Consider the following 24,131-nt stretch of genomic DNA (forward strand, 5'->3'; position numbering starts at 1 on the left):
GAGTAAGCGGCAGGCTCGGCCTGCCGCTTAAAACGTGTCTTACGGGAGCGGGTTAGCCTGGGCCGCGCTGGCAACGGCTTGGACAAATTGGTTCACGTTGTGATTGCTGACCAAAATGTCCATGGCATTGTTGACCGCGTTGGTAAAGCCCGGGTTCACAGCTCCTTGACCAATGACCAGGACTAATGTGTCCTTCTTGTAGGACTGCATCGCAGACCGCGAATAGGCATCATAGTCATTGGGATTGGCATCAAGCCGCGGGGAAAATGTTCCTTTCAATGGGTTGAAAATGGCTTGTCCTTTCGCTGAGCCAAGCACTTTCAAGTAATCCAAGGTGGCCGTCTTGTGCTTGAGATGGGAAGGCAGACCGAATACGTCCGAAACAACAGCAAACGTTCCTTTGGTTTGGGGCGTTGGAGCCCAGCCAAATCCCGTACCGGGGGTTAAATGGAGATCCGTGGTGAAATAACCCTGGGCCCAGTCTCCCATGATGTTCATGGCCGCCTGGCCATCAGCCACCATCTGGTCCGCTTGTTGCCAGTGCAGCGCCGTGTAATCCGTGTTGGTGTAATTCAACATCTTGGTAAAGGTCTGGGTAGCTTGAACCACTCCTGGACTGTTCCATGAGGCCTTGCCATTGAGCAACGCGTCATATTCCTTGGGTCCTACAGTCCCTAGCAGCACATCGCTCCATAACAGGGTCGCTTCCCAATCCCCATGATTCGCTAAAGCGAGAGGGGTGACGCCGTGTGCCTTCAACACGTTAGCATCTTGGAAAAATTGAGCGAAGGTGCTTGGCGGTGTCAAATTATATTTTTTGAAAATCGTGGGGTTATACCACAAAACATTAGCTCGCTGCATATCAACGGGCACGGCATAAATTTTGCCGTTAAACGTCAATAAGTTTAATAGCGATTTTGGATAATCATGATACCATCCTTGTTGTTGGTATAACGAGTTCAATGGTGTCATGTCTCCAGCTTGGACCCATGAATAGAGCTGTCCGTGTCCAGCGTGTACCTGGAATGTTCCTGGCGGATTTCCCGCTTCCATCCGGCTGGCTAAAACAGCCTTCGCATTGGAACCGGCTCCTCCAGCCACCGCATCATTGATCACTTTAAATTGAGGATATTCTTTGGTAAATTGCGCATTCAATGCGGCAAGTGCTTTACTGCTGGCCACACCCGTCCACCAGCTAAAAATTTGTAATTGTGTCGGTGAATTATTAACAGTTCCGGTCGATCCTGATCCTCCAGACGCGCTTTGGGAGCCACATCCGGCTAACCCCAACGTACTTGCTGCCATAACAGCTAAAAGACTTAATGTCGCCTTTCGCTTGATCTGCATCACGCAGCCTCCTCATGCTAAATGTTTGACAATTCTGTTTTTTCGAAGATAATCCAACTCACCGCTCACATAATGTAACAAATCAACAAAGTTTGCACAATATGTTTTGGAATTTGTCCAAAAAATCCCTAAACTGATCAAAAACTACCGAAATTTTGATGCTTACCGGCGTCTTAATTGATATGTTATATTAACAACACTGTGAGCCGAAATAAATTCCTGCATGCGAGGATGATGTGCCGTGCGCATCAATATTGACGCGCAAAGAATGCGCCAATTGAACAAATATACCGTCTTGCATTGGATTTATAATCATCCCAATGTGTCTCGTGCTGACATCGCCAAATTGACGGGTTTAAATCGTGCCACAGTATCATCCTTAGTCGACGAACTCCTCGCCGAGGATTTCATTCAAGAACTGGGTCAAAGTACGTCATCAGGGGGACGAAAACCGATTATTTTGCAGTTCAACGCCAGAACAGGGTTCAGCATCGGCGTTGATGTCCAAATTTCGTCGATTAAGACGCTCTTAACCGATGCCCGAGGTCAGGTTGTGGACAAAAAAATCACGACTTTGCGTCCTCCCTCCGACGGGAGTTTTCGGGAAATCATGTTGCAGATTATCGAAGAACATGTCCGGGACATTCTGCGCACATGTCCACCCAGCTCACATGGTATTTTTGGCGTGGGGATTGCCCTGCCTGGGATGGTCGATTACAGTAGGGGACATGTTTATTATCTGCCTAATGTGAATGTCGAAAACTGGAATTTTACCCAGGCTTTGGCCAGCCGGATTAATTTACCTGTTGTCATTGATAACGACGCCAATTGTGGAGCTTGGGCCGAGTTTTTGCGTCACCCTACAGATAGCCTCGTCTTTATTAACGCCGGGATTGGCGTGGGAGCAGGTCTTATTCTTCACGGGCAGCTGGTACGCGGTCGCCATGGGATTGCTGGCGAATGGGGACATACCACGATTTCGGCGACCGGGCTTTTGTGTGCCTGTGGTAATTATGGATGTTGGGAACTCTATTCTTCGGAGCGTGCATTAGCTCGCTATTTACACGAAGAAGGAGTCAGCGAAACTGACCCCTTCATTCCCTCATTTATCGAGCGGGTATTGGCCCAAACGCCCCACGACATCCGTTACCAGCGAGCATTTTCTCAATTAGGAGCATATTTAGGGATTGGCATATCGAATATCCTTAATGCCTTTAATCCCCGTTTTATCAGTATTGGAGGAACCATCTCACAAGCGGCGCATTGGTTATTGCCAGAAATTCACCGGATGCTTAAAAAGCGAGCCATTGGAGCTAATAAACAAATCGGCGTATTTGCCGCAGATTTAGACATGGTCGCCATTGGGGCAGCGGGTTTAGTCTTGTCTCGGGTTCTTCCTCTCACCCCATTGCCCTCGTTCAACACATTAAATATCGATCAAGTACCGCACGATCTTCCTCGCCTTCTCGCCAATTCTGAGTCGAATTAACGCACTCCAGAAAATCCGATGACCTCTAATCCTTTGTCACGCATCAATTGCACAAAGGGCTGAATGCCGGTCAAATCACCGGGCAAATGCCCTATCACCACCACATTTCCTTGGCTTTCTTTACGCAACCGCCATTTGGCGTCATTGGCCAAGTGAATATAGACAACCGTTCCAATGCCATGGCGAAAGTAGGTTTGAGCAATTTCATAGCCTCCGTTGGTTCCCGCTCCGTGCACAATGGCCACCCGCCCAGCGGGGTTGTCCGGTTCTCCCACGGCCACCTGGACTTGGGTGGGGGCCGATGCAATTTCGGGGATTTCTGTCAAGGCCGCCACAACATCCTTCACTGTCGCTTCCGTCCCTAATTCCGAAACCGCTTGAACCATACGTTGCCGTCCATATTCGTCTAAGGCATTATGAATATTCATAAACGGCATCTTGAGTAATCGGGCCACGGAAACCACGTGGTCATAATTTGCGCTGTGAAAGCGGTCCGTCCAACGATCCGTTAACGTGCGAATAGCCTCTTCCGCCTCTTTCTGCGGCACTCCATGAGCAACCATCAGGTCAACATGCCGGGAAAAAATTTTAGGAAAGCCCACCAGACGATCAGCAGGATGATGGGCAATCACTAAATCCACCCCAAGTTCCCGGCCCAATAACAAGTCGGCAGATGCCACATCAATACCAAATAATATCCGGTGGATATTTTCCCCAGGAATGTACGTTGCACTATCTGGTGGTATTTCATCTAATCCCGCTAATTCCAAAGACCACCTCATAATCTCCTCAGTCGAAGCTGTCGCCATCTTCTCAGTCTTATCCATAACCATCATCCTTTTTCCACGCGCCTTCTGACGCAAGATTATTTCGGATCAAAGACATCACGTAGGCCATCACCCAACGTACTGAATCCCAACACCGCAAGAAATATGGCCAGCCCCGGAAAGAATGAAATCCAAGGCGCCAAGTTAAGATACTGCGATCCATCTTCCAGCATGGATCCCCAATTGGGAGAAGGCGGAGGCGGACCTAACCCTAAAAACGACAGGCTGGCCACACTCAAAATCGCTGTGCCAATATTCAATGTGGCCACCACGATTATCGGCGTGGCAGAATTTAATAAAATGTGGCGGAGCATAATTCGCCATGGGCTGGCCCCAAGACACCGGGCGGCTTCCACAAACTCTCGTGAACGGATACTTAACACTTGGCCACGGGTAATCCGGGCAAATTGCGGGATGGTGACCGCACCAATGGCCATCACTGCGTGAATGAGGGATGGTCCTAAAATCCAGGCAATCGCCAACGCCAGTACAAGAGGTGGGAACGCCAAGGCCGCATCCACCAAGCGCATGATGATTTCATCAAGCAGTCCCCCATAAAAACCGGAAATCAAGCCAATAGGCACTCCAATTCCAACGCCGACAAACACGATTAAGACTCCAGCCCCTAACGATCCTCTGGATCCATAAATAATCCGGGACAACAAATCCCGTCCCAGTTCGTCAGTACCCAGAAGATGCGTGGCGGAAGGCGGTTTAAAGGCCTCGGAAAAATGGGTGGCCAAAGGAGGATAGGGTGCCAGAACGGGCGCGAAAACAGCCATAAGTACCAAAAACATCACGATGACCGCTCCCACAATACTGAGTTTGTTGCGTAAAAAACGTCTCAGAGCGCGGTGACGCGACCTGGGTTCTACAGATTCCCACGCTATGTCGAGTTGAGGATCGAGTGCCGCCATTTTTCTCCTCCCTTCTTGTCTCGTTAACCACGACCGGCTTATTGATAACGAATGCGGGGATCAAGCCACGCATAAACCAGGTCAACCATTAAATTGGCCAAGAGAACCACCACCGCCATAAAGAGGACAGAACCATCCAAAACCGGATAATCACGGTCAAAAATCGCATTCACAACCAGTTGGCCCATTCCGGGAAGAGAAAAAATCGATTCCGTAATCACCACACCACCGAGTAACCCACCAATTTGTAAGCCAATGACCGTGACAACAGGGACCAAGGCATTACGAAGACCATGGCGAATGACCACTGTCCATTCGTTGATGCCTTTAGCTCGCGCCACTTGGATATACAAAAGGCGCATCACTTCCAACAGTTCACCACGCAAAACCCGTGAGGTGACAGCAGCCAGTGGAAGGGCTAGCACAATCACGGGAAGGATGAGATGAATGAGATTCCCCCCCACACTCGTTGTGAGGGGGACCCATCCTAAAGACGGAAGCCATTTCAAAGTCACGGCAAAAAAGTACACCAAGAGCAGTGCCAACCAGAAATTCGGTACAGCGGCCCCAATGAGAGCTAAAAGACGGGAGACGCTATCAATCCACGTATTGGGACGGTAAGCCGCCAAAATTCCTGTCGGCAAGGCAATGATCAAAGACGCAAGAATGGCCAGCATGGTCAATTCTAATGTCACAGGCAACCGCGTTAAAATCAGCGACAAAACGGGTTGTCCATCCAGTAAGGAAACGCCCAGATTCCCCTCTAGAACATGGCTGACATAACTCGCAAATTGCTCCCATAGGGGCTTTGTTAGCCCCATTTTCACATCTAATAGGTGTACGGCTTGCGGACTGGCTTGTTCGCCCAATATCGTGTATGCAGGATTCCCGGGACTCAGATGGATGAGACTAAAGGTCACCACCACCACCACGAAGGCTACGGGAATCAGGCTGACAATCCGTCTGATGATAAAAGGAATCATAGTCTGCGCCTACTTTATCCACACATCACTAAACCGCATTAATCCATCAGGATAAACCGTAAACCCATGCACAGAGGGTGACCAAGCCTGAATCACAGGCGTGTATTCCAAAAAGATGTAGGGTGCTTGATGCAGGACAATTGCCGCTGCCTGATCATAGTATTGTTTGCGCACACTCTGAGACGAGGCTTCCCGGGCTTTTAACAACAGGCTATCGACCTCAGGATTCGAGTAGCGCGGGTCATTAAAACTGCCACCCGTGGTATCAAACGCATAACTATTTTGATCCGGGTCAGGTCTCCCGCTCCATCCCAATAAATCCGCTTGGAAATTGCCATTAATGGCATCGGTCAGTAAGGTGGTGAAATCGACCGGTTCGATATGCATGGTGATGCCGACTTTGGCTAACTCGCTTTGGATTGCTTGCATCTCTTGGATGGTGATAGGATTATTGTCTCCCAGCAAGGTAAAGGAAAATCCATGTGGATTACCGGCTTTCACCAGTTGTTCCTTAGCCAAGGTATCGGAAAAAGGCACGCGAATCTTGGGATCATAGGCCCACGATGCCGGAGAAAATTGCGTGTAGGCCGGAATGGCGTGACCAAAGTAGAGTAACTGGTTAAGCGCCTCACGGTTAATGGCGTAGTTAATGGCTTCCCGGTTATGCACATTGTTAAAGGGCGCCGCTTGCGTATTGAGTTCCATATCGGCATAGCCGAGGCCTGGCTTTTCCGCATATTTAAGCGATGAGTTTGATGAGAGGCTACTAACATCTTGGAATGGTACGCCATCAATGACATTGACCTGACCAGTGACTAGCGCATTATACTCTTGAACCGGATTGGTAATAGGCGTATAAACAATTTTGTTGAGGTAGGGTTTCCCTTTTTGCCAGTATAAAGGATTTTTTTCTAGAATCATGTGGTCGTTCTTAATCCACTGGACAAACTTAAATGGCCCGGTCCCCACCGGATGTAAGCCATAGGCACTTCCCCACTTCTTCATCGCGGTTGGCGAAGAAATCATTCCCGTGCGCCCCGTCAAAATAGACAGAAAGGCTGAATATGGGGCTTTAAGATTGACCACTACTTCATAGGGATTGGGCGCCGACAAACTTTGTACTAAAGCTAAATTGCTCCGTCTGGGACTGGCATTGGTGGGATTCATCTCCCAGTCCCAGTTATAGATCACGGCTTGCGCATTAAATGGGGTGCCATCTTGAAACTTGACGCCGTGACGTAAAAACAGCGTATAGGTTTTGCCGCCATTGGTAATCGTCCAATGGGTAACAAGATTGGGTTCGACTGTCATTGTGGGTGATAATTTGAGTAAGGGATCAAAAATATTGATAAATGCTTGCCGATCAATTAATGCCGATGACATCGCAGGATTTAACGTCACAAAATCTGAATCAATTCCCACATTAAGTGTTCCTCCGCTAATAGGAGCTTGGGCCACTTGTGGACTGGATGACGACGTGGACGTTGGTGAACTTTGCGCTGACGACGAACCACATCCTGCTAAACCTATGGTCAATGTGGATATGGCGGCTAAGGCCCAGGCTGTTTTGGATGCCATAAACAAAATCCCCCCTCATAATGACAATTGACGTTACGGACTTTCAGCCGTTAACCGGCTAATCAGAGTTTGACGCGTCCTCGCCACATGGCCTCTAGCCTGTTTTTCCGCTTCATCGGCTTGTCCATTGCGAATTGCATCGAATATTGCGCGGTGTTCGGCCAGTGACGTATTCACCCGTGTCTTAGGTATCCAATCCAAAGACACCATGCGTGTCCGAAACGCCGATAAATCTTGTAGACAATGGATCACATAACTGTTCTTGGACATTTTGGCGATGGTGTCATGAAACACACCATGAACACCGTCAAATTCCTTAGGACTGAGCTGGCCCGATTCCATCTTGAGCAAGGCGTCCTCGAGCCTTAGCATGTCGTCGGGATTATAATGATTTTCGGCAGCGAGTCTAGCGGCTAATCCTTCCAATACTTCACGAACTTGATAAGCTTCGCGTATAGACTCCACCGAAAGCCGTGAAACAATCAATCCTCGGTGTCCATCAACACTGACCAGTCCCTCAGACATAAGCTGTTTTAAAGCTTCTCGCACAGGCGTCCTAGATACTTGCAATGACTCCGCTAAAGACCGCTCAACAAGGCGGTGTCCTGGCGGCAAATCTCCATCAACAATCGCTTGCCGGAGTTGTTGATATACCTCCTCCGCAACACTTTGTGGCACGATGGGTTTCAACAATGATGTGGACAACGGTGCTGACGGCGACGTCGGTGATTCGAAGTTTTCCTTCACAATCATGCCTCCCATCCTGACGTGAATATATTTCGACAGGTCTTCGTAAAATTCCTGCCAAACAAATTAAATTTTCTAAATTGGAATACCGTGCACCAAGATGTGGCTTTTATACTTTATATGATGCCTTTTTTGTTGTCTTTCGTTCCTGCTTTATCACCAGCCAGACGCCCATCACAATGCACAACGCTCCCAGCCAAAACCCCGAATTGGGCCGTTCATGGAGAAAAAACCATCCTAAGAGGGTACCCGTTAACGGCTGAAAAAAGAAATAGACCGCGCCATTACCTGCTTCCACCATCGATAGCCCCTGATTCCATAAAAAAAATGCCACGGCTGTCGAAATCACTCCCAGGTAGACAATTCCCCACCACAACCCGGGACTTAGAAAACGCATAAAAACGGCGTGTTCGAGAAACCACGGAAAAGCAAACGGTGTTAAGAGAACTGTGGCGACACCAAGAGCATAGGTCGTTATCACCACCAACGAATAATGCGCAGGAACCTTTTTGATTAGGACAGACAACAAGGCCCAGGTCAGCGCTGCGACAACTAAAATCATTCCGCCTAGACGTAAATCTCCTGTAGATGGTCCCAATCCGACGATCATGACGACGCCTAATGACGCCAGCACCACCGAGGCCACTTTGGCCCACGTCAGCGGTTCTTTCAATATTCCATAAGCAAAGATCACCATAAACGCCGGAGTAGCCGCAGTAATAATAGCTCCCCATTGGGCGGTCGAAAGAGCCGTTCCAAGAAACTGCGCCCAAATGGAAATGGTATAACCAACAAGCCCCAAAATGCCAATCAATAACCAATCGCGGCGTTCAATGCGCCACGACACACGCCATATTTTCCCCACGACAATCAGCGCAGCAATCCCCAAAACATAACGAAGCCATACTAATGGCACCGGCGGAATTTTGGTGAGGACGACTTTACTGACAACATACATGCCACCCCAAATCGATGCCGCTAATGCTAAAAAGAGGTTACCCCAAAGCTTGCGTGACATCCTCAAAGCCTCACTTCTTCATCTTGGTAGGCAAACCGTGAGTGAAATCATATTGCCAGCATTTTCGATTGCATCCTAATTTGGCAAAAAGAGTCGGAAAGGCGAGTTTAAAAACTGGTATTCTTGCGCCCGGAAAATCAGGCAAATGCGCATTCCACTTAACCATCCACAGGGCTTAAAGGCGCAATGCGGACGTTTTGACTTTTTAGAAAACTCGAAAGACGCATGGCGATTTCATCGGCCCCTGGGGTATCCCCATGCACACAAACAGTATCAATCTTGCGAGGAAGATGTTCGCCAGTAATCGCCACAATTTCCTGGTGGGTAATCATGTGCATGACACGTTCAAGGACCTGGTGAACATCATGAATCACCGCGCCCGGCACACTTCTCGGTACGAGTTGTCCATCGGCCTGATAGGCTCTGTCGGCATACACCTCATAAGCCACAGGCAGTCCCTTGGCTTGTGCCGCTTCCATTAACAATCCGCCATAGCTAATCACGATTAATTCCGGATTAAAGGCAGCAATTGCGTCGACAATGGCTTCGGCATAGGCAGGATTAGTCATGGCCATATTGTTGAGTTGTCCATGGGGTTTCACATGTTGCAAAGGCCATTTTGCCTCCGTAGCAAAAGCGGATAACGCTCCGATTTGATATAAGACATCACTGCGAATTTCTTCGTAAGACAGGACCATATTACGCCGTCCAAAGCCCACTAAATCCGGGAAACTGGGATGAGCCCCCACGCGCACTTGGTGCTCTTTAGCCAACTGAACCGTTTTTCTCATCACGCGGGGATCGCCAGCATGAAAGCCACAGGCGACATTGGCCGAGGAGATATAGGGCATAATGCGGGCATCATATCCCATGGTATAAGCCCCAAAACTTTCGCCCATGTCGCAATTAATGTCAATGGTGAGCATCCCTGTCACTCCTTTGTGTCATGGTTAAACAGTTTTTTAGGTATGACCGCATGAATCCCTTTAATCGAATTCACCACTTGCGTAATCTGAAAATCGCCGCCAGCACTGAGCAGCGCATATCCTTCGGCTTCATCTAAGCCACGAGACTTTAAAAACCGTAATGATCGCTCCAGGGTATCTGTCATGGCCTTATCCAATGTCTCGCCAAATCCATGCACCATCCAAGCCTCGTCGGTTTCCAGCACCGGTCCTGGCACCGTCCACTGGCGGTGCAGCGCAAGCTGAACCAGAACCGTCAAATGGCCTTCGATGGCTGTGCCTGATACTTCACCATCCCCTTCGGCTAAATGGGTATCTCCCATAAACACCATGGCCTCTGGTACTTGTACGGGATAATACATCGCTGTTCCGGGCATAAAATGCCGGTTATCCACATTGCCGCCAAAAACTCCTGGAGGAATTGTAGACACCTTTCCACGCATCTTAGGTGCTACCCCACAAATCCCTAAATGAGGTCTTAACGGAACACGGTAGGATGTACAGGGTAAACGCGTGACGTCCTCTGGAAAAATCAAATCGCCCTTGCGACTATTTCGCCCAGAAGGCCACGGATATTGAAAGACCGGAATAGCCGCATCTCCATCAATCTTATAGATCGTGACATATTCCGAGGTTTTCAGAGGGGTTTCGCCTTGAGTATATAGCCACCCCCATTTTGCCGCCAAATTGGAGCCATAAGGCAAAGGATACTCCACTCCTAAAAGACGACATTCTAAGGTATCGCCAGGCATTGCTCCTTTGACGGCAATGGGACCCGTAACAATATGGCCGCCAGGACCTCGTTCGTCATAATTCAGGGACTCATACACTGCTAATACGGTATCATTCATCATCAAATCGGGTGCATCACCGGCCCGGTGACTCAAACATTCAACACGCACCACACTTCCCGACTCCACGCGCAAAACCGGGTCGAGTTGATTATCAAAATATCCCCAATGACACGTATCCGGCCTAGCGCGCAACTCATAGTCCAACAACTGACAGCTCCTTTACCAAAAGCCTGATGGATAGAATAGAAATAAAGGTATTCTCATTCAGTCATTCTTTTTTAGTATACAAATTTTGCTCTAGCCACAGCGAAAAACCATCATTAATTCCCCGCAATTTATGGGGCCGACACGTTGTCAATAATGGCTCACTCAAGTCATACCTACAGTTATGATATAATAAATAGAAGTTCTCACTCTTATTGGTGTCGGTTCTGTTTTCCACGAAAGAAGGGTCGTGTTATGCGAAAAACTTTGGCATTAGTCGGCACTGTGGTGAACGTTTTCGCTCCCGGTATCGGGTCTTTAATAATGGGTAAATTCGCGAGCGGCGCCATTCAATTGAGTCTGTTGTTGGGTGTTTGGCTATTAAAATTCATTAGTTTCGGGCTTCTTGGAGGGCTATTATGGCCTGTCACGGCGGTAGTATGGTTGTGGGCCGTGGGCGGCGGTGTCATCACCTATTTCTCCCTGCCCAATCATCATAAAGCCCTTCGCCCCTAATAACCTTATTGGTCTTCTGATTATCATGAAATTCCCCACATATCTCCTGAAAAATTTGGTAAAAATGTAAGCCTAATCGTGCATCCAAATCCTCCCATTCTCTCGTAACCTTTTTATGATGGATGATTATTAATTTTTCTGATTATTAGGGGGGATTTAGGATGGTGCATCGTTCTATGCGAATTGTCGCTGGGTCTGTCTTATCATTAGCGTTAGCAGGATGTGGAACTGTGGGTTCCTCTTTAGGCGCCCCTCATCATCCTGCCCCACTAGCGGCAGGTCCAAGTCAATGGACCGCGTTTGACTATAATCAACAGCATAATGCGGTATTTAATACGCCCAATAAATTGCTTAACAAAGGGGTTTCCTGGCAATTTCGGGAATTTGAAGGATTACCGAGCCTCTCATCGCCTCCTATCGACGAAAGCTTGCTCGGCCCCACAGGTGCCGGTATTGCTACCAATCACCAATTTGGTGACCCAGTAGGCGCATCCGTTGTCGATGGTGTCGTCTACGCCGATACCAACACCCATTATGTCTATGCTCTCAATGCGTTAAATGGGCACGTTTTATGGGCCAACACCACGGTAAACGCCAATATGTCCAATCCGTTGATTGCTGATGGCGAAGTGCTCATTGGCATAGGAGACGCAGGGTTTCAATATGGACAGTTACCGGTATACAAAGCAGGCAAACCGGTAATTCGCGGCTACAGTTTCTCGGGTGTTGAAGCCTTTAGTCAAAAAACGGGCAAACCCTTATGGACCTTCCCCACATTAGGCGAAGTCATGCCGACGCCCGTGGTCTATCATAATGCCATTTATTTCGCAACTGGGGGCGGCCATGTCTATGCTCTCAATGTGAAAACAGGCCAGGAATTGTGGAAGACCACGATCCATTCGTTCAATAACATGGATTCGCTTAACTGGTGGACAAATCCCCAAAATGGTCAAACCGAGATTTTGACAGGCGGAACCGATCCCGGATATCTTTATGCCATTTCCGCCAACACAGGAAAAATTTTATGGCAGTTTGCCCCTAATAACCTCAGTGCCAATGGGCTCGGTGAAGCGACCCCAGCCGTTTCTCCCCGTTTAGGGCTAGTGTTCGATGAAGGCGTTGTAAACCGGACGGCAACCCAAGAAGAACAAAGCATCTTTGCCCTGAACGCGGCAACAGGACAATTAGTCTGGCAAGACATTCTAGGCCCTGGCAAACCCACGCCACCGTTCAAGGGCAGTGCCGCGCTCATGGAACACGACGGCATTGTCTATAACCTGTCGCCTGTTACCCATGACGAACTAGCCATCGATGCCAAGACTGGCAAAATTCTTTGGCAAACGCCTTTGCCCAAAGTCTCCCATGGAGCCGGCACTTATGTGGATGGCTATCTCATTGTGCCAAACGGGCCGTATTTGAGTGTTCTTGATGCGCACACTGGACAATTGCTCCGCAATGTCAAAATCGGCGGAAGTTTCGGCGTTGTCGATCCCGTTGTTGTCGGCGGTACCGTCTTTGTCACCAACGGTTGGGGCTATGTCATTGCGGTCCCCCTATCGCACTTAATTCCGTAATCCCGGTCCACCTAATGATTTTCTCTACCGCAGGCCATTATCCTGCGGTTTCTTGTTGTCTTGCAGGAATTTTATCAGTTTATGACGAATATCCCGCAAGGTTGTTTACCGGTTGCGTGTTATTGACGGAAGAGAATAGGAAAAGAAATAATGGTATCATGAATTATGGCCAAATCGAAATAGATCCAGCGAGCTATGCAGAACCTTCTCGCTGTTTCTCGAGTGAGGAGTTAGTCTTATGGAACGAATGCCGCAAACACGAATGGTGATTCTTGGGGGAGGGTTTGCCGGTCTTCGCATACTATATCGTTTGCATAACGCCCTATATCACCATGCGGATATCACCTTAGTCGACTCCCGAGATTATACATTGCAAAAGCCTGGCATGCCCGATGTCGCTTTAGTGGGAACGCCAGTTGATATGTTTCGCCATAAATTGCAGCCGATTGCGGACCGCGCTGGAGCTCGCTTTATTCAAGCCACCGCGCAATATATTGATCCGATGAAACAAACGGTGGCCCTATCCAATGGCCAACAACTGCCCTATGACTATCTCTTCATCACTACCGGCATTGTCAAAGATTATGACGCCATCGAAGGTTACCGCCATTTTGGATACTCTGTCTGTGATGATATTGAGGCGCCAAGACTACATGCTGCTTTGCAAAAGTTCAAAGGTGGGCCGATTGTTCTTGGAGCTGCAAAAACGGAATGGGGACATAGTGTACATGTTCCGCATTTAGACATCGCCTGCGAAGGACCTATGGGAGAAGTTACCTTTATGTTAGACCATGACCTTCGGCGGCTGAACAAACGACAAAAAAGTACGATCACTCTCTTTACTCCTGGTCATGAATTTCTCGAAGATGTGGGAACGACCGTTCACCATATTTTACGTGAACGCCTCGATACACGGGGAGTTACTGTCTATCCTCGCAAGAACATTAAAGCCATTACCGAACACTCGGTTCAATTTTCGGATGGAACCGAATTGCCCAGTGCGTTGACCATAGTTATCCCGCCCTATACCGGTCCAACTCTCATTAAATATTCAGGGCTAGGCGATGATAAGGGATATGTACCGACCGACTATGCCATGCGCCATTTATCCTATCCCAACATTTTTGCCGCAGGAGATGTCAATGCTTTAACCCTACCAAAACTGGGACATTTAGCGATTATTCAAGCAGATATTTCCGCCGCTACGGTTATCCGGGAACTCACCAATACCGGAGAGGTCCCCCTCTACAAGCCGGAAGTCTTTTGTATTATGTATGAAGGTGGCAGTGAAGCGACACTCATTTTATCTAACACCATGTATGGAGGAAAAACCGATATCGCGCTGCATGGAGTTAGTGCGCATCTGATGAAATGGTCATTTGACAGCTATTATTTCTACTCCCATGGGCACTTGCCACCCGATTTGGTGCAGGCCGGGTTGGAATCGGTGCTCGGTCATGTCAATATCAAAGGCCGCAATTCCTAGGATTTCCCGTTCAAAAAGTGCTTATTGAGCGTTCACAGCTTACACCGAGGCGACATGATGGGGTGTCTTGGCCGCGGTCCATGTTACACTTTGCTCTTCGGCAATCAGCATTCGTGTAAACAACCCATTTTGCCGCACTAAGTCTTTGGCCGGTCCAGATTCCACAACTTCTCCATGAGACAGAACAATCACGCCATCAAACGCATCAAGATTCGATAGGCGGTGCGTAATCCATATCATGGTTTTGTGTGCAGCCCACTTGCGTAATGCGTGAATAATTTCTCGCTCTGTTAAAGCATCGAGTCCTTCGGTCGCCTCATCCATTACCACAATCGGGGTATTTTGAAGAATCACTCGGGCAATAGCAATACGCTTGCGTTCTCCCCCAGATAATTGCGCACCCTGATCCCCGACCACCGTTTCAAGACCTTTAGGCAGTGTCGAGACGAGTTCAGACAATTGAGCCATCTGCACAGCAGCCATCAGTTGCGCCTCGGTGGCATCAGGATTAGCCAAGAGAAGATTTTGTCGTAACGTGGTATTAAACAAATGGGGTTCTTGTTCCACTACCGAAACTAGATGGGCGAGATCCTGGGGATACACTTCGTCCAAAGCTACCCCATTAAAGAGCACTTGCCCATGTTGATAAGGCCATAACCCCGACACGATACCGGCCACAGTGGTTTTTCCAGCACCGCTGGGTCCGACAATGGCCACATGCGTTCCGGCAGCAATCGTAAACTGCATGCCGCGTAAAATCTCTGGGCCATGTTGCCCATAAGCAAAATGCACATCGTCAAAGGCCACCGTTGGGGGATTCCCTTGCTGAAGAATATCCTCGGCCCTTACCGTCCCCGATCTCGCTGGAGGTCTTTCATCCACCAGTTCATTAATGCGCAAGGCGGCTTCAGCCACCTGTCCCCGAAATTGAAAGGCTGCTGGAAGCGCGTTAACGGCCTCAAAGCTGGCCAAACTTAATAACACGACCACAGGCAAGAGCACCGGAGCCAAATGATGCGTACTCACTAGTGCAATGCCAATCACCAAAATCATCCACATAGCCCCGTTGTTCAAACCCTGCATGAGGGCCGCACCCAATCCACTAATCCAATGCAAGAACATCCGCCGCTTCGTCCATTGCTGGATAGACGCCTGCAACCTATTGAGGTGATTAGCTTCCTGTCCCAGAGCTAAAATATCCGTATTGCCGTTAATAATTTCCACCAGTTCCGTACTTAATGCCGCCCTGGCCCTGACCATCGCCCCACTCGTCCGGTTTGCCATCCACTGTGTCAAAAAGGGCACGACGAAGCCACTCACCAACAAAAAGACCGCCAGAGCCATTGCGAGAGGGTACCCAAAGACATTCATAAAAGCGACCGCCATTACAAAGGTCAAGATAGCAATAATGGGAGGAGAAAAAAGACCGAGATAGAGATTTTGCAGCACATCAATATCCCCAACCACGCGGCTCAGCAAATCGCCGGAATGATACGATCCCAATTTACCGGGGATCAAAGGCTCTAGATGCCGATACACAAATACCCGCAATTCTTTGAGAAGCTGGAACGTAACGTCATGAGAAATATACCGTTCAAGATATCGAAACACACCACGCGACGTGCCAAAGAATCGGACCCCCACAATGGGCACCCATAACAGCAAAATGGTATAGGGATGCTGAGCGGCCTTCGCGATTAGATACGCCGAAGTGGACATAAGTCCCATATTGGCGCCCACCGTGAAGGTCCCCATCAACAACGCTAAAACGACCCACCATTTATAAGGTTTTAGCATGCTGAGATAGCGCCGCATATAATCCCTCCTGACTGGATGCCCGGTATGCTCGCGTCAACTCATGGTACAACCCGTGGGACGTTTCGAGTTCTCGCAATGTGCCTTGTTGTACCAGTCGTCCCTGATTCATCACCCAAATTTTGTCAAGTCGTCTCGCCGTGGATAACCGGTGTGCCACAACCAAAGCCGTGCGATTTTCTAACAGTTTCTCTAAATACTGCCATAAAATAGACTCGGTTTCCGGATCCAAATTGGCGGTCGGCTCATCCATGAGTACAATGGGCGCATCCTTTAAGAATGCTCGCGCCATAGCTAATCGCTGTTTTTGCCCCCCGCTAAGTCCTCGTCCTTTTTCATCAATATAGGTATCAAGGCCCTGAGGCAACATTTTCACAAATTCCATGGCCCCTGACATTTCTAACGCGTATTCCAACTGGTCTTCCGACGCCTTGGGATTGGCCATCAACAAATTGTCGCGTAAGGTACCCGAAAAAATATACGGGTTCTGGGTTAAAAAACTGATCTGTTGACGCCACCACAATAAGTCAAGATTTTGCAAAGAAATCGTTCCTAGACGAATAGTCCCTTGAGAGGGTTGAGCAAAGCCCATGACCAGGGATAATAAAGTACTCTTCCCCGCGCCGCTCGGTCCAACAATCGCGATCCGTTCATGCGGATGAACCACCGCGCGAATGTCTTCGATAGCTGATTGCTCCCGGTCTTCGTAGCGAAAAGACACCTGATCAAACACTAAAGGATGGTCGACATCCTCGAGCCGCACCGTGCCATGCGACTCGGCTAAAGGCGGGGCATCTAAAATTTGAAAGATTCGCTTAGCCGCTTCCATGCCGTTTAACCCGTCGTGAAAACGGGTTCCTAGCATCCGCCACGGCAAATAAAATTCGGGAACCAAGACGAGCAAGAAAAAGGACGTTTGAAATGAAATCAAGCCCGGAATTAGTCTGAGTCCGATGCCCACCGCGACCATCGCCATACTTAAAGAAGCGAGCATTTCGAGTACCAGGGCAGACAAAAACGCAATACGTAGGCTAGCCATGGTTGCCCGCCGAAATTCATCACTGGCCCTCTCAATTCCCTGGGCTTGATGTCCACTTTGACCCAGTAATTTTAATGTGGTTAACCCTTGCAAAACATCTAAGAAATGGGCACTCAACCGGCTCAACATTTCCCATTGCTTTTGGGTCTTCGATTCGGCTTGACGGCCGATGAGAATCATAAAAAAGGGAATTAACGGGATGGTAACGAGCAAAATCACCCCGGTAATCCAATCTTTAACAAACGCCTCAATTAAAATAATTGTTGGTACTAAACCAGTAATTGCTACTTGGGGAATGTAACGGGCCAGATAGGGTTCGAGATCCTCTACCCCTTTAATCACGGTATTGACAAGTTCTCCGGTCTGTTCCCGGTTGACATATAAAGGCCCGGCATCTAAGATGCGCTGGCTTAATTGCAAACGTAGCCGCGCCTGAATTTTTGTTGCTAAGCTGAGCGCTCCTGTCTCTCCAAAAAGAGTCAGGAGCGCTCTTGCGATAATGATGACCAGTAAACTCCATATCGTATGCTCAACGTGGACGAATCCCTGGTGATCTAGATATACGCGGTTGACAATATCAGCAAGGTCATACGCCTGAAAGATAATCAAGATTCCACTCAGCACGCCTTGAAGCACGACGAGACCGAGTAGCATGCGTACGGATTTGACCTCTTTCAACAACCGCGGATTCATTTAATACCCCAGCTCCTCGTCATTTACGGGCTTACGGAAGGTCCAGTATAACCAGCTTTGATACCCCAAAATAATGGGCAAAATGATTAAAGCGGTCACGGACATGATATCAAGAGTATAGCTCGTCGACGATGCGTTATAAATCGTCAAACTCCAGGCCGGGTTAAGACTCGATACCATGACCCGCGGAAACAAAATCCGGAAAATACTAAAGGTAGTGGAGGCAATGGACACACTAAACAATACAAGCGTCCATCCGTTTTTGGTTAGGTACGATGCGAATCGCGCCAAAATCAATGCCAACACGGCCACCACTTGCAAAACAATGGCGAGAGAGTCCACATGGCCCAAAGAGCTCGGCAACCGATCCATCCAGACAAACCAAATCACCAGCGCTATAAGTGCTGGCCATACCGTCTTTTGAGCCACCATTCGACCATGCTTGCGAGAACGGCTATCCCCTTTAATAGCCAGGTAGGCTCCTCCTTGAGTTAAGAACAATAAGATAAAGGTTAATGCCGCCCATAAGCTAAAGCCATTAAACAACGTTCCGAAATTACCCACATAAACCATGTGCCCATTAATTGGGACCCCACGGACTAAATTGGCAAAGGCCATGCCCCATAAAATTGTGGTGAGCAACGATCCCGAAAAAATGAGCCAGTCCCAGGTTGCCCGCCATTTCGGACTTTTGTCCTGACTGCGATATTCCAATCCTACGCCTCTCACAATCAGGGCTAACAAAATGAGAATTAAGGCCAAATAAAACCCGCTAAACATCGTGGCATACCAATAAGGAAATGCTGCAAATAATGCACCACCCGCGGCGACAAGCCAGACCTCATTGGCCGACCAAATAGGTCCAATGGCATTTAAGGATGCCCGCCGCTCGAGATCGGTATGATTGAGGAACGGATGCAACATTCCAACGCCGTAATCAAATCCTTCCAGAATGAAATATCCGGTAAAAAGTATGCCCACCAACACAAACCATAATTCACGTAACCACATGATCTCACCTTCTTTGTTGGCATGTTGTTTTGCTCAGAAAATCTTGAAGGATGAGGTGGGGTTTACCGTGCAACCCCACCGGTTCCAACAAATAGATCACTCGATTCGGTGGGTTTGTGCTGCAATTCCGGATCGGGATCAAGACCCTCTGCGATCGCTTTCTTCCACAAGTGAACAGCCGCATAAGCCATAGCACTGTAAAAGACTAAGAATCCAAGTAGAGACAATTCGATATCAAGCGCCGGGACAGAAGCCGTAGGAGAAACGCCTTGTTCCGTTAACTGCAACCCATAAACGACCCATGGTTGACGTCCCACTTCCGTCATGATCCACCCAGCGGAATTCGCCAAATACGGCAAGGCAATCGCCCAGGTAAGCACCTTAAGAAACCATGTTTTTTGCGTAAAGCGATTTTTCTTCAACAAGTACAGCGCATAATAGGCTAGCGCAAGCATAGCGGTTCCCGCGAAAATCATGGTACGGAATGAATAGAACGTTACAGCAACTGGAGGGATATAATCTCCCGGACCATATTGATGCACCATCTGGGCTTGCACTTGGTTAATACCTTCTACAGCCCCCGAAAGACGTTTGTACGCTAAGATCGTTAACATCTCAGGAATTTGAATCTGGAATGGATCGGTGTGCTTCTTCGCATCAATGATCGCGACCACACTCCATGGAGCATGCTGTGAACTGGTATTCCACAACGCTTCAGCAGCAGCCAGTTTCATGGGTTGAGCTTTTACCAAGTGTGCTGCCTGAGCATCACCAATCACAATCACCAAAACACTGGTAATAGCGGCAACAATTGTGGAAATCTTAAACGAACGGGAAAAAGCTTCCACATTTTTCTTCCGCCAAATCTGGTAGGCACTAATGGATAACATGAAGAAAGAACCCGTTAAAATCGCGGCGATTTCCGTGTGGGGAAATTCCACCCATAATTGCGGGTTGGTCAAAATATCGCCAAAACTCGTCATAACAGCCCGACCATCCCGAATCACATATCCCACAGGTTCTTGCATCCACGAGTTCGCGGTTAAAATCCAAAATGCTGATAAACTCGTCCCCAAAGCGACTAACCAAATCGTGACGGCATGAGCCCGTGCGGATAAACGATCCCACCCAAAAGCCCAAGCGCCAATAAAGGTCGATTCCAAGAAGAAGGCTGCTAGAGCTTCAACCGCTAGAGGGGCACCAAAAACATCGCCCACAAACTTTGAATAAGTGGCCCAGTCTAAACCAAATTGAAATTCCTGGAGTAACCCGGTCACCACACCCACGGCGAAGTTAATGAGAAACAAATGTCCCCAAAATTTCGCCAAATCTCGATAGACCTTATCTTTCGTCCGAACATATATCGTTTCTATAATGGCGATTAGAAAGGCCAATCCAATTGTGACCGGCACAAAGAAAAAGTGAAATACTGTTGTCACTCCGAACTGTAATTCGGCCCAACCTAATTGAGTCATGCTTTCCCCTCCCCTGCACCAATGTTGGCCATTTCCTTAACATTCGTGCTGATAGGATTTAATCTTCGCGAAATCGCTATTACAGGTATAACATAGATGTGCCAAAGGATTCAGAACCTATCGGTGCTAGCATGCATTCGATTTTTGCAGGGGAGGAATATACCACAGTTAGTCGTTGTGAGCTAATTCACAAAGCCCAATTCAGAAGGAGGGATATTCATCTCGGATTAGATCGTTGGAACTATTATGACATGTTTGGGCTCAAATTGACAACATGGGAATTAAAACGCCCAATCACCGATAGCGCTCGTGGTTGCACTGAAAACCGGCAGGGAGTCTTTTCCCATACCTCGCCATCGATATCAATCGCCATAATCGGTTCTGCTGTGACGAGAATATCTTTTACAGCACAATAATGCGCCGAGCGGTCACTAATTTGACGGCCAATAAGAAGACGGCTCGCGACTTTAAATAGGGACCACCAATCTTGCCCTCCTAAACTAAATACATGCAGCCGGCCATCCTGATAGGAAGCATGATCCAGCATGAATACGGGTCCTGCCAGATTACGACCTTTGGCGACAATCAATTGACGGGTACGAAAGACATCGACACGATTCCAATATTCCAGGCGCACCTGAAAAACCGGCGTTTGCATAATGGCTTTGCGCACGCCCTTGGGCCATGCCAACCACCCTAATTTGCGTTTAGATTCGGCTGTTAATAACTGGGTGAGACGTTCGCTGACTCCTAAGGTGGCTGTATTTAAAAAGTAACGTTGATGTGACCCGCTTTGTGCTAATCCAAGATCAATCGGCACCACGGGCCCATTGGCTAAGATCGGGATAAGTTGCGACAAAGAAGTGGGTAAATTCAATCCCGAAAAGAAGGTATTGCCAGTTCCTAGGGGCAATACCCCCATCACCACCGGCCGATGCGCCAAAATATTTGCCGCTGCTGATTGAGTCCCATCGCCCCCACCTATCAAAAAACGGGTAATTCCGGCACGGTAATAGGAATCAATGGCTTCCCGAAACGCCTTTTCATCTTCTGGTAAGGTGGCTTCCACCAAATTTAACGCATTAGCAAGAGCCTTCTTGACTTCGGCAAATCGCTCACGTCCGGTTCGGGAATGAGGGTTAACCACAAGAGCCGTTGGCTCTTCCCGAAATGTCTGTCTGATGACGTCGACGGATCACACCACCCATCATGTTGGCCTTGTTGAATACTATATTAACCGGAAATTCCCCTGGCGGCGCAAATATCATCATCGCCTTTTTGCTGGTTAACGGCCATTAGGCTATCCTTCTTCGCTGCTTCTTACTCAAAATCTTGTTCGACCAATCCTTACGTTACCGGCCATCACGGAGAATTACCGGGGTATTTCCCCCACAAAATTTTCAGGTAATTTATTACTCAGTATTATTACTTGGTGATAATTAGCATATAATAAACCTAGAGTATGGGATGCAGAGCCGAAAACCTTACATGTATTTATTTTATTTGTTAAGTTTTTCTGTTTGACCGATACAAAACTAACAAATATGATTTGCATATCGCAGAGTTCTAACATATATTAGATTTAACAGGAAATCTACTAATTCCGGAGGTGCGGAAAGTGTCAACTCCATCCCCATTCAATATCGTTCCGGTCATGCATATTTCTTCAGGCCGTGTTATCCGGTGGCAGGGCGACCACTTTATCCGTTGCCACGGAATCGAAGCTAATCCCTTATCTCTTGCCCTCCATTGGCTTCAACAAGGAGCACACCAACTTCATGTCATCGACTTAGATGCGGCACAAGGTCGCGCATCTGTCGTCCCGGCGCTTTTATTGGCTCTCATGAACAAAAGTGCCCAGGTCTCAGTGGGTGGCGGTATTCACAATGTATGCACCGCCAAAGAACGTCTATCGTACGGAGCCTCGCATATTGTGGTGGGATCATTGCTGGCCGATCCCCTATTACTTCACAAAGTTGTTCGGGCTGTCGGCTTACCCCGAATCTGGGGCAGTATCCCGGTCGAAAACGGAAACGGTATCGATCAACATATTATCCATGCCAAGGAAGCAGGACTGCACAATTTGGTCCTAGTTGCCCAAAGCCCATACACCATGGCTGAGCCAGCCAACTTACGCCTCATTGAAAAACTTACCCAAGACGGTTTTACTATTTGGACTTCCGGCCAAATTCACCACAGTCACGAACTTGTAACGATGTATCAGGCGGGGGCTAAAGGCGCGTTTATTAGCCGTGCCCTTCATGATGGATCGTTACGGGTAGACAGGATTGCTGAAGACATCCAGCGTGCTGGAGCCCATATGAGCGCTTAAGATCTCTTATAATTTCTGGGGTACACTGGAGAATTTTTCGCCTTTGTGAGCACAACCCCAAGTGTATCGTAATGCTCGACTAATTTTTAATCGTCTTCTGTACCATCCCATTGCTTCGATGTCCAACCTACCATCCCCGAAAGCAGGCCCTCGAAATGTGTCCGATTACGCATCAAGCATTAAAAGTCATGTACGAGGACACACGGGATTCCCCCCATTTTTAAATGGCTTGGGCCTGTTAGGCAGGGGTTATTTCTGATCACTGTGTAGCACCCGGCCTAAAAGATATGCGGCATAATCATGTGCCCAGGTCCCCTATAAAATTACTCTCCCTCTGGTCTCGTGCTCATGGGCTATTCCACGCCCCTATAACGAAGGGAACCGCTTGGTGGGTTTTCTCGTGCGCATCATCACAAATGACTGAGATGGACGATGATCCCAATACCACTTTTGCGGTACCATAGAGGTTGATGATTAAGAAAGTACCTCAGTTGATTTGGGCACTAATATTCTACCGGCCGAATGTTTCCCGGGATGAATAGTCCAGAAGAGAGAAGGAATTGTTTATGTCGCAGTCTTTGCGTTCGAAAAAAGCTACGTCAAAATCAGGAGATGGTGTGCTCGCTGTGACTCCGCCAGAGATTGTTAAAGAGTCAGATGCACCCCTGGTGGATCATGAAAAGATCGAACAAGCTGTTCGTATGATACTCGAAGCTATTGGGGAAAATCCAGACCGGGAAGGATTACAAGATACCCCTGCTCGCGTCGCCAGGATGTACGAAGAAATTTTTTCAGGACTTCACCGTGATCCTTCCGAAGTCTTATCGGCCCGTTTTCATGTGGATCACAATGAAGTGGTATTAGTGAAAGATATTCCGTTTTATTCGGCTTGCGAACACCATCTTTTGCCCTTTTTCGGCCAGGCACACGTGGCATATCTCCCCCGCCATGGCGTTGTGACCGGTTTATCAAAACTGGCTAGATTGGTCGATTTAGTCGCCAAACGACCCCAAATTCAAGAACGGATGACCAATATTATTGCGGATACTTTAGAGAACGATCTTGATGCGGCTGGGGTTATGGTGGTCATTGAAGCGGAACACTTATGCATGACCATGCGAGGCATCAAGAAACCGGGCAGCAAAACGGTGACCATTGCATCGCGCGGAGCATATGAAGATCCCGACCGCCAGCAAGAAATCTTGCGGATGTTAAAACTGGGATAAGTACTTGGACCAGCCGACCGCCAAAACGAATAAAGCATACGCTGGTCCAAGCCCCTAATAAGGTTATACCGCAATTTTATGTTATATTTATTCAT

20 protein-coding genes are annotated in these 24,131 nt (G+C 48.3%); 6 read left to right on the plus strand and 14 right to left on the minus strand.

What is annotated here, in order from left to right; all coding sequences use genetic code 11:
- Nucleotides 1–39: 39 nt before the first annotated feature.
- Nucleotides 40–1,347 (minus strand): ABC transporter substrate-binding protein, encoded by a 1,308-nt coding sequence (locus B8987_RS02945; protein WP_020376457.1) that lies wholly within the window; start codon nucleotides 1,345–1,347, stop codon nucleotides 40–42.
- Nucleotides 1,348–1,588: 241 nt separating this feature from the next.
- Here B8987_RS02945 and B8987_RS02950 point away from each other — a divergent pair, with 241 nt between their 5' ends.
- Nucleotides 1,589–2,836 (plus strand): ROK family transcriptional regulator, encoded by a 1,248-nt coding sequence (locus tag B8987_RS02950; protein ID WP_084660851.1) that lies wholly within the window; start codon nucleotides 1,589–1,591, stop codon nucleotides 2,834–2,836.
- Here B8987_RS02950 and B8987_RS02955 read toward each other — a convergent pair.
- The 8 genes from B8987_RS02955 to B8987_RS02990 form a co-directional block, all read right to left on the minus strand.
- Nucleotides 2,833–3,663 (minus strand): Nif3-like dinuclear metal center hexameric protein, encoded by an 831-nt coding sequence (locus tag B8987_RS02955; RefSeq protein WP_020376459.1) that lies wholly within the window; start codon nucleotides 3,661–3,663, stop codon nucleotides 2,833–2,835. The two genes, B8987_RS02950 and B8987_RS02955, sit on opposite strands and share 4 nt — an antisense overlap.
- A 38-nt stretch (nucleotides 3,664–3,701) precedes the next feature.
- Complete coding sequence (locus B8987_RS02960; protein ID WP_020376460.1) at nucleotides 3,702–4,580, minus strand: ABC transporter permease; 879 nt, start codon at nucleotides 4,578–4,580, stop codon at nucleotides 3,702–3,704.
- 38 nt (nucleotides 4,581–4,618) lie between these two features.
- Entirely contained in the window at nucleotides 4,619–5,563 is a 945-nt protein-coding gene (locus tag B8987_RS02965; protein ID WP_020376461.1) for an ABC transporter permease, read from the minus strand.
- Between the two features lie 9 nt (nucleotides 5,564–5,572).
- Nucleotides 5,573–7,141, minus strand: a complete 1,569-nt coding sequence (locus B8987_RS02970) for an ABC transporter substrate-binding protein (protein WP_020376462.1) — start codon at nucleotides 7,139–7,141, stop codon at nucleotides 5,573–5,575.
- 33 nt (nucleotides 7,142–7,174) lie between these two features.
- Complete coding sequence (locus B8987_RS02975) at nucleotides 7,175–7,894, minus strand: GntR family transcriptional regulator (RefSeq protein ID WP_020376463.1); 720 nt, start codon at nucleotides 7,892–7,894, stop codon at nucleotides 7,175–7,177.
- Between the two features lie 103 nt (nucleotides 7,895–7,997).
- The gene (locus tag B8987_RS02980) at nucleotides 7,998–8,906 is read right to left on the minus strand and encodes a DMT family transporter (protein ID WP_084660852.1); all 909 of its coding nucleotides are present in this window, start codon (nucleotides 8,904–8,906) and stop codon (nucleotides 7,998–8,000) included.
- A gap of 158 nt (nucleotides 8,907–9,064) precedes the next feature.
- Nucleotides 9,065–9,832 carry a LamB/YcsF family protein gene (locus B8987_RS02985; protein ID WP_020376465.1) on the minus strand — a complete coding sequence of 256 codons (768 nt, stop codon included), beginning with the start codon at nucleotides 9,830–9,832 and terminating at the stop codon, nucleotides 9,065–9,067.
- A gap of 5 nt (nucleotides 9,833–9,837) precedes the next feature.
- Nucleotides 9,838–10,869, minus strand: a complete 1,032-nt coding sequence (locus tag B8987_RS02990) for an acetamidase/formamidase family protein (protein ID WP_026040814.1) — start codon at nucleotides 10,867–10,869, stop codon at nucleotides 9,838–9,840.
- Nucleotides 10,870–11,124: 255 nt separating this feature from the next.
- Here B8987_RS02990 and B8987_RS02995 point away from each other — a divergent pair, with 255 nt between their 5' ends.
- The 3 genes from B8987_RS02995 (at nucleotide 11,125) to B8987_RS03005 (ending at nucleotide 14,445) form a co-directional block, all read left to right on the plus strand.
- A complete protein-coding gene (locus B8987_RS02995; RefSeq protein WP_020376467.1) occupies nucleotides 11,125–11,385 on the plus strand; it encodes a hypothetical protein in 261 nt (86 codons plus the stop codon).
- 161 nt (nucleotides 11,386–11,546) lie between these two features.
- A complete protein-coding gene (locus B8987_RS03000; protein ID WP_020376468.1) occupies nucleotides 11,547–12,959 on the plus strand; it encodes an outer membrane protein assembly factor BamB family protein in 1,413 nt (470 codons plus the stop codon).
- 238 nt (nucleotides 12,960–13,197) lie between these two features.
- Nucleotides 13,198–14,445: an NAD(P)/FAD-dependent oxidoreductase gene (locus B8987_RS03005; RefSeq protein ID WP_020376469.1), complete on the plus strand. Its 1,248-nt coding sequence runs from the start codon at nucleotides 13,198–13,200 to the stop codon at nucleotides 14,443–14,445.
- Between the two features lie 39 nt (nucleotides 14,446–14,484).
- Here the strand turns inward: B8987_RS03005 and cydC are convergent, their stop codons facing one another.
- The 5 genes from cydC to B8987_RS03030 all read right to left on the minus strand — a co-directional run bounded on the left by cydC (nucleotide 14,485) and on the right by B8987_RS03030 (nucleotide 21,625).
- Nucleotides 14,485–16,260: a thiol reductant ABC exporter subunit CydC gene (gene cydC / locus B8987_RS03010; protein WP_020376470.1), complete on the minus strand. Its 1,776-nt coding sequence runs from the start codon at nucleotides 16,258–16,260 to the stop codon at nucleotides 14,485–14,487.
- Nucleotides 16,226–17,992: a thiol reductant ABC exporter subunit CydD gene (gene cydD / locus B8987_RS03015; protein ID WP_020376471.1), complete on the minus strand. Its 1,767-nt coding sequence runs from the start codon at nucleotides 17,990–17,992 to the stop codon at nucleotides 16,226–16,228. The genes cydC and cydD overlap by 35 nt, the downstream gene beginning before the upstream one ends.
- Nucleotides 17,993–19,003 (minus strand): cytochrome d ubiquinol oxidase subunit II, encoded by a 1,011-nt coding sequence (gene cydB / locus B8987_RS03020; protein ID WP_020376472.1) that lies wholly within the window; start codon nucleotides 19,001–19,003, stop codon nucleotides 17,993–17,995. It lies immediately after the preceding gene.
- Nucleotides 19,004–19,065: 62 nt separating this feature from the next.
- Entirely contained in the window at nucleotides 19,066–20,478 is a 1,413-nt protein-coding gene (locus B8987_RS03025; protein ID WP_020376473.1) for a cytochrome ubiquinol oxidase subunit I, read from the minus strand.
- Nucleotides 20,479–20,722: 244 nt separating this feature from the next.
- Nucleotides 20,723–21,625: a diacylglycerol/lipid kinase family protein gene (locus tag B8987_RS03030; protein WP_020376474.1), complete on the minus strand. Its 903-nt coding sequence runs from the start codon at nucleotides 21,623–21,625 to the stop codon at nucleotides 20,723–20,725.
- Between the two features lie 471 nt (nucleotides 21,626–22,096).
- On the opposite strand from B8987_RS03030, the gene B8987_RS03035 reads away from it, so the two are divergent.
- Both B8987_RS03035 and folE read left to right on the plus strand, forming a co-directional pair.
- A complete protein-coding gene (locus B8987_RS03035) occupies nucleotides 22,097–22,810 on the plus strand; it encodes a HisA/HisF-related TIM barrel protein (RefSeq protein ID WP_020376475.1) in 714 nt (237 codons plus the stop codon).
- A gap of 665 nt (nucleotides 22,811–23,475) precedes the next feature.
- A complete protein-coding gene (gene folE, locus B8987_RS03040; RefSeq protein WP_274532465.1) occupies nucleotides 23,476–24,036 on the plus strand; it encodes a GTP cyclohydrolase I FolE in 561 nt (186 codons plus the stop codon).
- Nucleotides 24,037–24,131: the final 95 nt, after the last annotated feature.

Source organism: Sulfobacillus thermosulfidooxidans DSM 9293, assembly GCF_900176145.1.
Classification (GTDB): Bacteria; Bacillota; Sulfobacillia; order Sulfobacillales; family Sulfobacillaceae; genus Sulfobacillus; species Sulfobacillus thermosulfidooxidans.

Coding starts and splice junctions, on each gene's coding strand:
- B8987_RS02945 (WP_020376457.1), bottom strand. CDS start 1,347: ATGCAGATCAAGCGAAAGGCGACATTAAGTCTTTTAGCTGTTATGGCA.
- B8987_RS02955 (WP_020376459.1), bottom strand. CDS start 3,663: ATGGATAAGACTGAGAAGATGGCGACAGCTTCGACTGAGGAGATTATG.
- B8987_RS02960 (WP_020376460.1), bottom strand. CDS start 4,580: ATGGCGGCACTCGATCCTCAACTCGACATAGCGTGGGAATCTGTAGAA.
- B8987_RS02965 (WP_020376461.1), bottom strand. CDS start 5,563: ATGATTCCTTTTATCATCAGACGGATTGTCAGCCTGATTCCCGTAGCC.
- B8987_RS02970 (WP_020376462.1), bottom strand. CDS start 7,141: ATGGCATCCAAAACAGCCTGGGCCTTAGCCGCCATATCCACATTGACC.
- B8987_RS02975 (WP_020376463.1), bottom strand. CDS start 7,894: ATGATTGTGAAGGAAAACTTCGAATCACCGACGTCGCCGTCAGCACCG.
- B8987_RS02980 (WP_084660852.1), bottom strand. CDS start 8,906: ATGTCACGCAAGCTTTGGGGTAACCTCTTTTTAGCATTAGCGGCATCG.
- B8987_RS02985 (WP_020376465.1), bottom strand. CDS start 9,832: ATGCTCACCATTGACATTAATTGCGACATGGGCGAAAGTTTTGGGGCT.
- B8987_RS02995 (WP_020376467.1), top strand. CDS start 11,125: ATGCGAAAAACTTTGGCATTAGTCGGCACTGTGGTGAACGTTTTCGCT.
- B8987_RS03000 (WP_020376468.1), top strand. CDS start 11,547: ATGGTGCATCGTTCTATGCGAATTGTCGCTGGGTCTGTCTTATCATTA.
- B8987_RS03005 (WP_020376469.1), top strand. CDS start 13,198: ATGGAACGAATGCCGCAAACACGAATGGTGATTCTTGGGGGAGGGTTT.
- cydC (WP_020376470.1), bottom strand. CDS start 16,260: ATGCGGCGCTATCTCAGCATGCTAAAACCTTATAAATGGTGGGTCGTT.
- cydD (WP_020376471.1), bottom strand. CDS start 17,992: ATGAATCCGCGGTTGTTGAAAGAGGTCAAATCCGTACGCATGCTACTC.
- cydB (WP_020376472.1), bottom strand. CDS start 19,003: ATGTGGTTACGTGAATTATGGTTTGTGTTGGTGGGCATACTTTTTACC.
- B8987_RS03025 (WP_020376473.1), bottom strand. CDS start 20,478: ATGACTCAATTAGGTTGGGCCGAATTACAGTTCGGAGTGACAACAGTA.